15 protein-coding genes are annotated in these 14237 nt (G+C 53.1%); all 15 read right to left on the bottom strand.

Translation table 11 applies throughout. From position 1 onward, the window contains the following. Positions 1 to 305 precede the first annotated feature (305 nt). The gene (locus tag ACIDF8_RS13575) at positions 306 to 2462 is read right to left on the bottom strand and encodes a TonB-dependent siderophore receptor (RefSeq protein WP_412011148.1); all 2157 of its coding nucleotides are present in this window, start codon (positions 2460 to 2462) and stop codon (positions 306 to 308) included. Positions 2463 to 2610: 148 nt separating this feature from the next. After that, positions 2611 to 4770: a TonB-dependent siderophore receptor gene (locus ACIDF8_RS13570; protein ID WP_412011147.1), complete on the bottom strand. Its 2160-nt coding sequence runs from the start codon at positions 4768 to 4770 to the stop codon at positions 2611 to 2613. Positions 4771 to 4858: 88 nt separating this feature from the next. Continuing rightward, a complete protein-coding gene (locus tag ACIDF8_RS13565; protein WP_412011146.1) occupies positions 4859 to 5638 on the bottom strand; it encodes an ATP-binding cassette domain-containing protein in 780 nt (259 codons plus the stop codon). Positions 5639 to 5655: 17 nt separating this feature from the next. Next, a complete protein-coding gene (locus tag ACIDF8_RS13560; RefSeq protein WP_412011145.1) occupies positions 5656 to 6729 on the bottom strand; it encodes a FecCD family ABC transporter permease in 1074 nt (357 codons plus the stop codon). Continuing rightward, a complete protein-coding gene (locus ACIDF8_RS13555; protein ID WP_412011144.1) occupies positions 6726 to 7640 on the bottom strand; it encodes a heme/hemin ABC transporter substrate-binding protein in 915 nt (304 codons plus the stop codon). Before ACIDF8_RS13555 ends, ACIDF8_RS13560 begins: the two co-directional genes overlap by 4 nt. A gap of 49 nt (positions 7641 to 7689) precedes the next feature. Continuing rightward, entirely contained in the window at positions 7690 to 8238 is a 549-nt protein-coding gene (locus ACIDF8_RS13550) for a HugZ family protein (protein ID WP_412011143.1), read from the bottom strand. Between the two features lie 186 nt (positions 8239 to 8424). After that, on the bottom strand, positions 8425 to 8940 hold the full coding sequence (azu, locus tag ACIDF8_RS13545) for an azurin (RefSeq protein ID WP_412011142.1): 516 nt from the start codon (positions 8938 to 8940) through the stop codon (positions 8425 to 8427). Positions 8941 to 9050: 110 nt separating this feature from the next. After that, complete coding sequence (locus tag ACIDF8_RS13540) at positions 9051 to 9281, bottom strand: hypothetical protein (protein WP_412011141.1); 231 nt, start codon at positions 9279 to 9281, stop codon at positions 9051 to 9053. Positions 9282 to 9376: 95 nt separating this feature from the next. After that, positions 9377 to 10513: a PepSY-associated TM helix domain-containing protein gene (locus ACIDF8_RS13535; protein WP_412011140.1), complete on the bottom strand. Its 1137-nt coding sequence runs from the start codon at positions 10511 to 10513 to the stop codon at positions 9377 to 9379. A 35-nt stretch (positions 10514 to 10548) separates the two neighbouring features. Beyond that, positions 10549 to 10968, bottom strand: a complete 420-nt coding sequence (locus ACIDF8_RS13530; protein ID WP_412011139.1) for an ExbD/TolR family protein — start codon at positions 10966 to 10968, stop codon at positions 10549 to 10551. Further along, positions 10965 to 11708, bottom strand: a complete 744-nt coding sequence (locus tag ACIDF8_RS13525; protein WP_412011138.1) for a MotA/TolQ/ExbB proton channel family protein — start codon at positions 11706 to 11708, stop codon at positions 10965 to 10967. The genes ACIDF8_RS13530 and ACIDF8_RS13525 overlap by 4 nt, the downstream gene beginning before the upstream one ends. Positions 11709 to 11735: 27 nt before the next feature. After that, entirely contained in the window at positions 11736 to 12602 is an 867-nt protein-coding gene (locus tag ACIDF8_RS13520; RefSeq protein WP_412011137.1) for an energy transducer TonB, read from the bottom strand. A 100-nt stretch (positions 12603 to 12702) separates the two neighbouring features. Continuing rightward, entirely contained in the window at positions 12703 to 12921 is a 219-nt protein-coding gene (gene hemP, locus ACIDF8_RS13515) for a hemin uptake protein HemP (protein WP_412011136.1), read from the bottom strand. Positions 12922 to 13105: 184 nt separating this feature from the next. Further along, entirely contained in the window at positions 13106 to 13723 is a 618-nt protein-coding gene (rpsD, locus tag ACIDF8_RS13510) for a 30S ribosomal protein S4 (protein ID WP_412011135.1), read from the bottom strand. A 91-nt stretch (positions 13724 to 13814) separates the two neighbouring features. Continuing rightward, on the bottom strand, positions 13815 to 14123 hold the full coding sequence (locus ACIDF8_RS13505; protein WP_412011134.1) for a hypothetical protein: 309 nt from the start codon (positions 14121 to 14123) through the stop codon (positions 13815 to 13817). Between the last annotated feature and the right edge of the window lie 114 nt (positions 14124 to 14237).

Below are 14237 nucleotides of genomic sequence, written 5' to 3'. Positions count from 1 at the left end.
TTTTTTCCCTAATTCAATCTTGTTAAATGAGTTGCTGGCTACTGGAAACAATACTCGTTGGCTTGCAAAATAGAATAAGCACGAATGATAACAATTCTCATTTTTACAATCAATGAAACATAGCGTGAACATTTATTTGTACAAATACAAATAGTCCTCAGGCCTAAGCAAAAAAACTGGCCGTGACCATGCATGGGGAAAGAATTGACGTGTAGCTGGCGGTGGCCCTTAGCACAAAGTGGGCCCAATAAGGGCTAGCGCTTTGATCTTCGTCTCAAAGCGCTAGCATATGAAGAAGTAAGTATTTAAAAATCCAGGCGCAGATTGGCCTGCAAGGTCCTTGGCCGGCCGACGCCCAGTAGGCTGTTGCCTGCGGTACTCCAGTAATCTTTATCTGTGACATTATCGACTACGACCTGGAAGGTTGCTTTTTGCTTGCCAAGTAGCGTCTTGTAGCGTGCCCCCACTGACCCAATGGTGTAGCCTGGGATGCTGGCCTGGTTAAATGCGTTTACCTGTTGTTTACCGCTATAAAACACACCAGCACTCAAAAACAGGCCAGGGATTTGCGGGATCTGGTACTCGCCAAACAAGCTGGCTGTTTTTTCTGGTGTATTTTCTGGCGTATTACCATTGCTGGCTGCATCAGGCGTTTTCAAGGTTGCGTCCATGAGTAAAAATGAGGCTGCGACAGACAGTCGATCAGTCAACTCGCCTGTAGCAGCAAATTCCAAGCCTTGATAATTCGCGTCGCCATTGATCTTAAAAGTATTGGTCACCGGGTTGGTAAACGCAGCAGCACGCTCAATATCAAAATAAGCCAGTTGCAGCAAAAAGCGATTAAACACTTGGGTTTTTACGCCAATTTCTTTTTGTCTGGATTTTGCCGGGTTGAGCAATTCGCCTGCATTCGCACGGTTGGCTGGCGCCTGCCCACTGTCCTCAAAGCCTTCTATATAGCTGGCATACAGTGAAATATTAGGCTGAACCTTGTACATCACTGCCACCGAAGGAATCACTTTTTTAGCGTTGAACCGTGTCGTGGTCTCAGTGCCCGCATTGGTGGCAATGGTCTCGGTATCGTAGCGGCTCTGGCGTGCGCCCATCATCACGGTCCATTGATCTGTCAGTGCCATTTGATCGAACACATACAGCCCGCGATCCAGAATCGTCTGGTCAGAGGAGCGGTTGTTAGAGACCGCGGCAAGCACAGGAACGACTCTGGGGTTGAAATAGTTCTGAGTAACAGAGGTACTGGCAAACATGGGTGTCACCCCTTCGCGCTGATTACTGGTGTAGCCCACGGTCAGCTGATGCTTGATAGGACCCGTTTCCAGCAAACCCAAGAGCTCAGTTCTGAAGTTTGTGTTGGTAAAGACCTGGTTACGCACAAACGAAACCTGTAGCTGTCCTTCACCCGTAAGCGGGTTAAAGTTCTGAAACTGTGAAAAATTACGGTCGCGCTCTGTCTTGGCGCGGCCAGCTTCAAACAGCCAACTCCAGTTATCGCTGATGGCATAATCCGTGCGGAACAGCATATTGGTTGCTTCAGCATCATAGTGTTGCCATTTGCCTGCCAGGTTTTGTGTGGCGGCTGGCACAGGTGGCAGTGTGATTTTACCGTTGACGGCTGCCGGGACAGCAATCGCAGCTTGCTCCGAAACATCTTTGCGGTAATGCTCTAGGTCCAGCTTGAAAGACAGCTTGTCGTTTGCACGCCAGTCCAATGCGGCTGAAACCAAGCCACGGCTGCCGTCATAATGGTCAATGCCAATATCTTCGCTGCCGGTGACCACGTTAAAGCGTGCGCCAAACTGTTGTTCACTGCCAAAACGCTTGCCATAGTCGACATGAGCGCTACGCGCGCCAAATTGATTGGTGGAGAGGGTGAGGCTTTTGTTTGCAACTTTTCCAGCGCGCTTGGTCACTAGGTTGATAATGCCAGAAGGCGGCACCAGGCCGTAATACAGAGATGAAGCCCCTTTGAGCACCTCTACGCGTTCTTTGTTTTCTAGCGGTGTATCAATCAGGTTAATAATTGGCAACGAACCATTGAGCCGGTAGTTGCCACGGTTCTCGACCAGAATGCCGCGGATCGCAATATTGTCATAGGTTGAGCCACTCAATTGCGAGCGCGAAACGCCCGCGGTGTTCCGCAATGCGCCAAACAACGAATTGGTCGCTTGCGCATCCAGCACCTCACGGGTCACCGTATTCACGGTTAAGGGCACATCCAGCGGATCCATATCCCGGAAGGTGCCGACTTGTACGGTGTTGGAATGAAAACTTTGGCGGCGGTTGGTTGAAACCTCAACCTCGCCCAAGGTTTGCTGTTCATCCTGCGTTGTTTTAGACGCAGGTACAGTCGCAGAATTTACTGAATCCCCCTGGGCCCAGGCTGACGACAGCGGCAGGGCTAACAATAACGATAAATAACTGGTTTTTAATCTAAACGGCGTCACACAAGGCTCCCATTAAACAAAGCTGGCTACTGGAGTGCATGACTCGATGGCTGGCAAAAAACGATCAATCTGATTTTATTTTTAAATCCCCGGCCGCCCCTCCCACTCAGGGGCCAGTCAAAGCACGACATTGACTAGGGATGATTGATTAATAACGCCACGTCACGGTGGCTAAGGCACTGGCGGGCGCGGCATAGTAAGCCTGCCCCGCATAGGCATAACGCAAGCTGGAAAGATACTTCTCATTGGTCACGTTATACAGATTCAAAGCCGCATCCCAGTGCGCATCAATCTTGTAATTTGCAACCAGGTTAAGGGTCGCGTAACTGTCTTGGCGATAGCGGAAAGTACCGACATTTTGCAGCGCGATATCGACATGCGTTTCGCTTTGCCAGTACAGATTGGCCCCCAGCTTGAGGTTTTGCACATAGGGCACTTTATACATGGCCGCCACATGGAGCTGATGCCTCGGGGTATAGGGATTCACATTCTGGCCCGCTGAGTTTTTAAGGCTCATCAACCGCGTATACCCGGCATTCATACTCAGCCGCTCGCTCACCTCCCCGGCAATGTCAAACTCATAGCCTTTGCTAATCGCCTCAATGCCCTGGTAAATCGCAGTGGCTCCCTGGGTGCCTACTTGTTGTGGCAAATGTTCTTGTTCAGTTTTAAACACTGCAAAGGTGCTGTTTAATTGGCCATTTAACCATTCACTTTTGAGCCCCGCCTCATAATTCTTGCCTTGCAAAGGCGGCAAGACTTTAAAATCCCGGCCTAGCTCGGCTTGCGGTTTGTAGATGCCGGTATAACTGGCATAGACTGAATGCTGGTCACTGACATCGTATACGGCGCCCAGATAGGGCGTGAGCTTGTTATCCTCTTTGGCCGACTGCGGCACACCATAACTGATCCCCTGCAAGTCATAACTGAGCAAGCTGCCGCCCGCGGTCACTTTCAGGTCATCTCTGACATTCATTTTGGCGGCAAAGTAGGTATTGAGCGTGCGGGTAGAAAAATCAGCGACCTTGCTCTGCGGCCCAAAGGTTGGCAGCGGAAAATCGGCGGCACTGTCAAAGCTTGCCAGTGGCGTACCGATTGGGCCGAATCGTGAGTAATCACGCACATCCGCCTTGCTCCAGGTCGTTCCCAAAACCATTTCGTGTTTGCGCCCGGCCAACTCCAGCGGACCATTCACATAAAAGTCGGCAACATTATCTTCAGTGCGCGTGTGGTACATGCCTGGATAACTTAAAAGCCCCAAGCCAGTCGCTCGCACTTCGTTGCCGTAAATATAGTGAAGCCGTGCGTCAGAGTCCGTTTGCTTATGAGTCATCTGACCTTTGGCCTTCCAGCCATTGTCAAACACATGAGTCAGCTCAGCAAAACTAATATTGGTCCCTGCATCCCAATAACTCCATTTGGCAGCAGTGCTATCAGATCGTTTGTAATGCCTTTCACTTCCATCGGCATACAGCAAGGGCAAGCTCCCCCAGTTATTGCCATTGGAATTATTCTGCTGATAAGTGTGACCCACTGCGAGACTGGTTCGCTCAGAAAGATCTGCCTCAATCACGCCATAAGCCACATTGCGTTCATTGCTATACAGGTCAAGATAGGAGTTCTTTTCCTGATGCGCCATGACCAGACGGCCGCGCACACTGCCATCGGCGTTTAGCGCACCTGACACGTCTGCATCCAGCCGGCGGTTATCCCACGAACCCACCGTGCCATTCAGCTTGGCTTTAAATTCTTTGGTCGGACGCTTGCGGATAAAGTTAATCGTTGCCGAGGGGTTACCGGTAGAAGTGAGCAAGCCATTGGCACCGCGCAAGACCTCTATCCTATCGTAAAGAGCGACATCCAAATCGCCATATTGCGTGCCATAGGTAATCGGCGTACTTAAGCCATCAATTTGAAAGTTAGTAATATTAAAACCGCGCGCCGTGTATTCGCTGCGGTCTGTCTCAAATTGCTCAACACGCACCCCCGTAGCGAGAGATAACGCATCATTGACCGATAGCGCACGAAAATCATCCATCAACTGCCGGGTGATGACCGAAATAGATTGTGGGGTGTCCCGGATACTGGCATTGAGCCGTGTTGCAGTTGCCGTGGCATTCACAGTGTATGACTTGGTTTGTTCGGACGATTGTTTACTGTCCGCTTTGGTAGTCACTTTGACTTCTGGCAGCGCTTCAACTTCAGTATTGATTTGCTCTCCAGCCACCCCCTGGTCGTTGAAAGCACACAATAAGGCGATGGCAATGTAGCGGTAACGCTGACGGTGTATAGAATTTAATTGAGACATGCGATTCCCCTGGCAAACAATTGCTGGCTACAGGAGATATCACTCGGTGGCTTGCATTAAAGCATCAAATGATAACAATTATCATTAACTAAATCAACCTTAGAGACTGGCTAGCAGCCGTGGTGACGATCGTTTGCCCAGTCGCGGTGATGGCACTCACCAGGTTGACCTCGTAGAGGCTTTCTAGCTTGGAGAGGGAAATTTGCGTGCACAAATCATCCCCCATCAGACGCCCGTTTTTAATGAGTAGCAGCCGGTCAAAGCCTTGCAGTGCTTGGTTAATGTCATGCAAGATGGCGATAATCGTATGGCCGCGCTGACGGGCAAATTGATCCATGGCCGCCATCAGCTGCCATTGCAAGCCAGGATCGAGCGCCGCCATCGGCTCATCCACCAGTAACAGGCCTTGTTCGATATCCCACAATTGGGCAAAGACCCTGGCAAGGTGGACGCGCGCTTTTTCACCCCCAGAAAGGGTATCGAACCGCCGTGGCAGCAAGTGCCGGGCGCATGCCAGCTCTGCGGCCTGACACACAATCGTGTTCAAGTCAGGATCGATGCTCCTGGCGACTCGGCCAAGACCAATCACCAGCGCAACCGGTAAACCAAAAGCCACCTCATGTGATTGCGGCAAAACAGCACGTTGCCGGCTTAAATCGGCCAGAGACCACTGCGTTAAACAGCGCTCACGAAGCCGGATCTGACCACTGCCAGGCTGATACTCGCGTGCCAGCAATTTGAGCAGCGTCGACTTACCTGCACCACTGGGCCCCAGCACGGCAATCCGCTCGCCAGCTTGCACCACCAGTGAGAATGGCCCGAAACAATGACCACCCAGGCTGAGCGTGACATTTTCCAGGTCAAGCAAGCTTGAATTGCGCGTAGTCAGAAGCTGCCCCCTTTTCTGAGGCGACCAAGAAGCAGCAGAAAAAACGGCGCCCCTAGCAATGCGGTAAATATGCCTACCGGAATTTCTGCGGGGATCGCCAGCGTTCGGGCGGCTGTATCTGCCAATAGCAACAGAATGGCGCCAACCAGCATGGCGAGTGGCGCCAGACGACGCTGGTCAGGCCCCACCAGCAAGCGCACCAGATGTGGGGCGACCAAGCCAATAAAACCAATCATGCCGCACCAGGCCACCGCGAAGCCGCTTAACAAGGCGACCAGCACAATCACACGACGGCGTAATTGGCGCACGTGTATGCCCACATGCGCGGCGGCAGCCTCACCCAATGCCAGTGCATTCATGGCATTCACCAACCGCTGCATATAAACCAAGGCGACAATTAATAACACCGATAACAAAGCCACCAACTGCCAACTGGCACTTGCCAATGACCCCAAAGTCCAAAATGTCAGGCTACGCAATTGTTCATCGGTCGCCAGATAGGTGCATAAGCCGATGACGGCAGTGGCCAGCGCATTGAGCGCGATCCCGGTCAACAGCAAGCCGGCAATGGAATCTGCGGTCAGCCAGCGCGCCACGCCATCCAGTAAAAAGCAAACGCTGACCGCGCCCACAAACGCTGTCAGTGGTAACAACCAATAACGTAAAGTGATGGGGAGCTCAATGCCCGAGCCAGCCAGCAATACGATCGTTAGCGCCGCTGCACAGGCTGCGCCACTGCTGACGCCCAGCAAACCTGGATCGGCCAGTGGGTTACGAAACAAGCCTTGCGTGAGCGCCCCCGACACGCCCAAGGCAGCGCCAACCAGTGCCGCAAACAGGATACGCGGCAGGCGTAGATTCCATAGCACATAGGCCCCACCCGTGAACGGTTGATCAGCGTCCTGCCACCAATGCGCCGCAAAGTCAGCCAGCGTCACTGGCACGGCGCCGGCACAGGTCGCCAAGGCCATGATCATCAATAACAGCCCCAGCAAGCTCCAGGCTGGATAAGTTGCAACACGATAGACTAGGCGCTGGCCTACCGCCTGACGTGAAAGCGCGGCTGTCATGTCATCATGGCCTTGTTTAACAACTGATCCAGCGCAGTCACTGCTTGAGGCAAGCGTGGCCCAAAACCCAACATAAACATCGCTTCCAGCGCCACAATCCGGCGATGTTGTCCGGCTGGCGTCTGTGCCAGTCCTGGCAACTGCAATGCACCGTCAACGCCCCCGACCACGGTCAAGCCTTGCGCAGTGAACAGCACAACCTCTGGCTGTGCCGCAATCACCGCCTCTGGTGTCAAGGGTTTAAAGCCATGAAACCCCTGCACCGCATTCTGTGCAGCGACATAATGCAACATCGCCTCGGCGCTGCTGCCTTGACCACCGACCATGACTTGGCCCGGCACATGTGATAACACAAACAGCACACGCGGCCCCGAGGCTTTGCGCGCCAAAATGGGTGCACGTGCACGCTGCCAGTCAGTCTTGAACCTCTCTATAAACATGGCCGCCTCTGAATCACGACCGAGTAAACTGCCCAGGCGCTGAATCCGATCTACCACGCCTTCAAATCGGTCATTGGCTGCCAAGATGTGGACTGGCACGCCTGCAGCCTGAATTTGCCGCAATACGGCTGGCGGCCCCGCATCCTCTGTGGCCACCACAAGCGAGGGTGCCAGGGCCAGAATGCCCTCGCTCGATAAGGTGCGTGCATAACCGACACTGGGTAATTTGGTCGCCGCCTCCGGGTAAAGGGAGGTCGTATCCACCCCGACCAAGCCCTGACTGCCGCCAAGGGCATAAATAATCTCGGTTAAGGCGCCACCAATACTCACCATGCGCTTAGCCGGAGCCGCGTTTTCTGCCGCCCACAGTTGTGGCATTGGCCAGGCGGCAGCCATTGCAAGCACACTGGCCTGGCGTAAAAAAACCCGCCTTGCCGCGGGCGAGGACAAAACAGGAGGTGTTTTTTTCATCACGAATGCATCTCTTCCATGTGTTTATTCGAGGCTTGCAACCAAGCACTTACACCAGCTCATCCATGGCCGCCTGACTGGCTTTATCCAGCGGCCGATGACCTTGTTCGTTACGGTGTGCGACCTCTGACAAATCTTGCCCGGTCAAGCGGTAGGCTTTGGCAAAACCAGCCACATAACTGCCCTCGACCGGCGTCAAAGCATACAAATGGAAATCCGTTAGCCTGGCGATGACGTCCATAAACTGGCCAAACTTGTCATGAAACTTGTCCATCACCTGGGTAAAGGTCGCTGAGTCCCGGGGGACTTCCTGCGCGGTGCATTGCAACACCAACCGCTTTCTAGCAAACGGATGGCTGGCTTGCTGCTCGCTTTCAATAAACATCACCGAGCCACGCCCTTGCTGCTGCAAGTTTGCGCAATGTGCCGCTAACTCGCTGACATAAATATAAAAATGGTGCTCGTGTTCAACAAACGTGGCATAACTTGCCTCTGGCATGCCTGCTGCGCTCACTGTTGCTAATTGCAGTGACTGAAATTGACGGTGAAAAGCATTCGCCTCACTGCCCACTGCCTGTAGTTTTTGCGTCTCTTGCATCGTATTCTCCGCTTAAAGATGGATTTTTTTCACTGAGGCAGCCGCGTCGCCCTGATGCGTCTGGGACACAAAAAAAGCGACTGCCTGCGGCTACCCCTCAATGACGTTTGAACCTGCCTTGATTGCCTAGTTGCAATCCTCTGGCTCTGAACCAGAGGGGTCTGCAACCAGCAGGGTCTGCACTGATTAAATCAGCTTGAGGGTGCCTTTCATCATTGAGGCATGGCCGGGGAAAGAGCAGAAGAAGACATAACTGGCTGACGCATCCAGCTGTTTGGGAACCAGGCTGGTTTCAGCGGTTTCGCCGCCCCCAATCACCGGAGTAGAGGCCAATACGCGGCTATCTTGCGGCTTGACAAAGGACTTGGTCACGCCCACTTTCATACCGTCTTGCAGCACGCCTTGCTCATCCGCCTGCTTGCTGACGACCAGGTTGTGGCCCATGATATTTTTTGCCATGGTGCCGGTATGCTTCAAGTGAATGGCGAATGTCGCGCAGCTTTTGGGGACAGCAATTTCCTTGACGTTATAGGTCATGGCATCGGTCGCCTCGACAGTCACCTCACAACGGTCTGCTGCATAGGCCGTGGATTGACACAGCAATACGCCCGCCAGCAATGCCAACGGAGTGGCCTTGAAAAAGGCAGGGACTGAGATAAAACGGGTTGCGCCTGAAGCACGGAAGGTACGGGTGAGTTTCATTGGTTCTCCAATCATCCAATTTAAAAACTGGCTGGCTACTGGAGTGACAACTCGGTGGCTGGCTAAACAAAATATTGCCCGGCAGCCTGCCGGGACAATCAAAAAACAGATTACTTGCGGGATGTGCTCACACGCACTGGCTTTGCTACAGGCCGCTTGCAGAAGTAATAATAAGCGCTGATGAGGATGGGCAGTGCCACGGCGCCATCAGACAGCAGCTCGCGTGCATCATCTACCAACAGGGCGGTGACCAGCCCCAAGCTAGTCACCAGGCCGATGACCAGCGGCCATAAAAAAATTTGTGTGAGAGATTTACTTTGCATAAACAGGTGCGTCACCATGATTCATCTTCGCCTATTGAAACATCGCCGATTAAAAAACGTCTGTTGCTAGACACCTAAACAGCCCGTTAACTTATGAAGCGATGGACAGGCGCTTAACTTGCCTCGCTCAGTAAGATGCGCGTTTGAATATCCGGCACATATTGATGGCGCTTTTTCCACCAGAGCTTGAGCCCAGTCCACAACACGACAATGCTCAACACATCCAGCACCGCCCAAATCCACTTCAAGGTCATGCCGCCATAATCGCCAAAGTGCAAAGGCTGCGACACCAGCAAACCCACCAGATACCAGGGCAAAGGCCGGCTGTCGGTCAGCTGTGCAGTCTGTGCATCCACCAGCACAGGTTTAAACAAGCGCTTGGTAAGCGGACTGTCGCCACGCATAAAAATGCCGTAATGATGCTGGCTGGTGTAAGGCGTCCCCGGAAAAGCGATAAACCCTAATTCCATGTCCGGTTCGGCACGCTGCGCCACCTGCAAGGACTGCTGGAGCGAGGCAAACGCCGTCGGTGCAGGCAGATTTTTATAAGGGGCGACCATTTGCGCCATTTGGTCGAATTGCCAGTATTTGATCAGCAGGTCAGACCAGGCATTAATCACGCCGGTCGCCCCAACCACCAACAGCCAGCTCAGGGTAACAATACCGAGAAAATTGTGGATATCCAGGCGCTTGAGTTTTTCACCTCGCTGATGGCGGATTTCACCAAACGGCAGTTTGCGCATGAATGGCGCATACAGCACTACCCCGGAAATCAGGGCGATCAGCAATAAAAAGCCCATCAAGCCCAAAAACAACATGCCGGGCAAGCCTGCAAACAGGTCCACGTGCAACTTGAACATCACATACAAAAAGCCTTCGTCATCCTTGGGCTCCCCCAACACTTGGGCCGTGCGCGCATCAAGTACCACGTTGTGGGTATTCGCGATGTCAGTCGGCGTCGCACCGAGGCGCACCACCCACTGCAAAGGCTCATCCTCTTCACGGTACATGTATTGTGGCACCAGCTTGGGGTAACGGGCTTTTGCTGCAGCCATCAGGCTATCCATGCTGGCATTGGGGCCAGCATGGCTGATCACCGGGGTTTCAATCTGGTCTCCCAGCAGATGATGCAGTTCATGCATGAATATCAGCGGCAAGCCTGTCAGGCATAACAACAGCATGAAGGCTGTGCAGACCAGGCTGCTCCACTTGTGTATCCATGCCCAGCGGCGGATGGTGAGCTGTTTCATAGGTGGCAATCAGTCAAGTTGTTCACGCACGCACATCAAGGTTGCGGTTGGCTGACAAAGCCCACTTTTTTCATGCCAGCGGTTTGCGCTTTGGCCAAGACCTCAGCCAGGACTTGATAGCGGGTATTTTTATCGGCACGAATCTGCAGTTCAGACTGTTGCTGCTTTGCTGCTTCTTCTTGCAACTTGACAGCGAGGTCAGCCGCCTGAATTTCAGCATCGTTCCAGAACAACTTACCTTCCGCATCCACGGCCAGGTCAATCACCTCTGGTTTTTCTTCAAGCGGTTGCGAGGTCGCCTGTGGCAAATCGATTTTGACCGCATGCGAGAGCAAGGGTGCGGTAATGATGAAAATCACCAGCAACACCAGCATAACATCCACCAGCGGCGTGGTGTTGATTTCACTCATAGGCTGGGTGTGTTCACCCGCGCTAAAGGGATTCTGGCCCATCATAAGTTGCCACCTTTGCTCGCCACTTTAGCGTGCAACTCAGTCACGTTGGCTGGTTTTTGACCCGGTTTAATCATGAGCGGTGCGCCGGTGGTCAACAAGGTATGCAAATCTTGTGCAAAATTCTCCAGCTCAGCCATGATGCCGCGATTCGCTTTGATAAACGCGTTATATGCCAATACTGCCGGAATCGCTACAGCCAAACCAATGGCGGTCATGATCAAAGCCTCACCCACGGGGCCAGCCACTTTATCAATGGTCGCCACGCCAGACTGGCCAATCGCGGTCAGCGCATGATAAATGCCCCATACCGTCCCAAACAGGCCGACGAAAGGTGCCACACTACCAACCGAAGCCAGCACAGACAAGCCACTTTCCATGCCAGCCTGCTCTTGGGACAAGGTACGGCGCAACTGACGTGCAACAAACTCATCCTGGCTGCAAGCGGCCCCCAGAGACTGGCTGGCATGCTGTTGATGGTGCTGGGTAGACTCGACAGCGGTCAGCGCCAGGCGGAAAGCAGGTGATTGCATTTGCGTATCCTGCAAGGCTTCTTGCAAGGTCGCCTTACGCCAGAACTGGCGCACATAGGCCGTCACTTCTCGCTTGTGTTTGAACACTTGCCAGGCTTTCACCACGATAAAATACCAGCTCATGACCGACATGGTGAGCAGCACCAATGCCACGATCACCGAGACGACCCCACCCTCGGTAATAAATGCCAAACCATTAGTTGATTCCATCAAACGTTCCTTTCAATAAAAACTGATTTAATTTTGTGTGAGTGAGAATGACAATGGCACATTCACGTAAGCGCTCAGTGCCTTGCCCCCCTTGCGGGCAGGCTCAAAACGCCATTGCTTGACCGCATTCAGTGCCGCTTTATCCAAACGTTCGTAACCACTGCTTTTAAAGATTTCCACCGACTCAGGATGGCCCTCGGCCGAGACCAGCACCCGCAGCAATACCCGGCCCTCTTCGCCAGCACGCTGCGACAACCTGGGATATTCAGGCGCAGGATTATTCAGGTAAGCCACCCCAAATTTTGGTGGCTCTTCTTTTTCTTCTACCTCTTGCTTGGGCGGTGCTGCAGGTGCAGGTGCCGGCTTGCTGGGTGCGGCCGCTTGCGGCGCTTCTAGCGGGGGTGCCGCAGGCTGCGTGCTGGCCTCAAACTTCGGCTGATCTGGGGCCGCTTCCGTAATACGCTCCACCACGGGCGCCGGGCGCTCTATGGGTTTGACTGGCGTTTCCTTAGGCTTGACCACTGGTTTTACAACAGGTTGCTGCTTGACGATGGGCACCACTTCAGGCGCAGGTGCCTCTTCTTTTTTTGCAGGCAAAGTAATCAATGACACCGTGATAGGCTCCGGCTTGGGCAGCGTGATCAACTCTTCCTCGTACAGCAAAAAACTGGCAATCACCAACGCATGCAAGGCAACCACCAGCAACATGCCCACGGCATGCCATCCCTGACGGCGGTCACGCATGAGCCACTGCTCAGTTGCCAGCCCAGACCAGCGGAACACGCCCGCCAGCTCACCCAATTGCCGCCTGTGCAAGCTTAGCTCCGGCAACTGCGGGGCGGATATACGGTCAGGTTTCAACGACAACCCCCGTAAAAAATCACGTTGCACCATTAGCATCCATCTCCTACAAAAATTCTGTTTCTTAAAGCATTGAAGGCAACCCACCGGTTGCCTGCTTCATCCTGCCCTACATCCACCAATCTCACTACGGTCATGAAGAGAGCCCCTGACTCAAGCCGTCATGGCATTTGGTCAATAACAATTTATTCTGCCTGGTCCGGGTCAAGCGGTATTCATCACGGCCATGCATAATGGCAACCACGCCATGCTTACCCAGCAATTGATTGGCATCCACCACAGGCACGCCAGCATGGGCCTCGGCGGCTGCATTCTGCACTTGATTCAGCTGCGGCTGCAAGCGATTCGTCATTTACCATCCAGTCCAAAAAAAAGCCGACTTACATGCTTACGCACTGCGGCATCAGATTTCAAGGAACACCCTTACCAGGGGTAATTTGGCGCATAAAAGCACGCCCATTTGAGCAGTGACATGTTGGGGTTAGGAGCACCACTCAAATCTGTTAGCCTGCAGGCTTACCAACCTGCACGCAAAATTAAACACGGTTAGCGTAATATTCAACCACTTGCTGCACTTCAATCGGGAACGGCACATCCTCAATCGATGGCAAGTGGCCAAGCTTTGCCGAGGCCGCCCCCGCATCCACAGACAACCATTCGGGGATGCTCAGACTGGGCGTTGCCATCGCCTCTACCACCATCGGGATTTTGCGGCTCTTCTCTTTGAGCGAGACCACATCGCCCACTTTCAAACGTACAGAAGCAATATTGACCGGCTTGCCGTTTAACAACACATGCCCGTGATTCACTAGTTGCCGCGCCGCAATGCCGGTCGGCGCAAAACCCGCCCTAAACACCACGTTATCCAAACGGCGCTCAAGCAAAGACATCAGTTTGTCACCGGTCGGCTCAGTGCCTTTACGCGCTTCCAGCATTAGCTTGCGCATCTGCTTTTCACTCACGCCATAGTTAAACCGGATTTTCTGTTTTTCAACCAACTTGACAGCAAAATCTGAGCGGCGGCGGCGCGAAGCCTGCTGACCATGCTGACCGGGCGGGTTAGGCCTATCTTCAATCGACTTACGCGACAGGCCTGGCAACTCTACGCCCAGGGCGCGCATAATCTTGAGTCTAGGTCCGGTGGTTCTTGCCATTTGCTTACTGCCTTTCTTAATCTTATGCTTATATATCTGTTCTATTAAATGCGGCGGATATACAGGATTTTCATCCGCACTGCCTCGCCAATTACTGCAAGGTGGCCGACGGCGTTACAAACTCTGACACCGCCTGCTGCATGGCAAAGGTTTGATGCGCTTGCAGCAAATCCCGCCACTCGCGCAATAACTGCCTGGCAGCAGAGGTAATCAAGCCACTCTCTGCATATTCCGGCGCATTCAAGGTTTGAGCCAAGCTGCAGCCCAACAAAGCCAAATCTTCAGAGGGATTCATGGCATAACGCGTCGCCACACAACTCAGCGAAACCAGCACCGCGCTTGCGGTTGGCAGGTCAGGATCGAACAACTGACTGGGTGATGCGCCGTGTGAGCTTTGCATGGCGTGAATGTCTCTCGTTAACTGTTATGCAAATGATAATGTTTCTCATTTATAAAGTCAACCATTGATTACAGAGATTTTGTCATTCATATCATTGGGGCCGAATCAAGGGCG

Source organism: Methylophilus sp. 3sh_L (assembly GCF_046766015.1).
Taxonomy (GTDB): Bacteria; Pseudomonadota; Gammaproteobacteria; order Burkholderiales; family Methylophilaceae; genus Methylophilus.
This window is presented reverse-complemented; position numbering and strand designations above follow the sequence as displayed.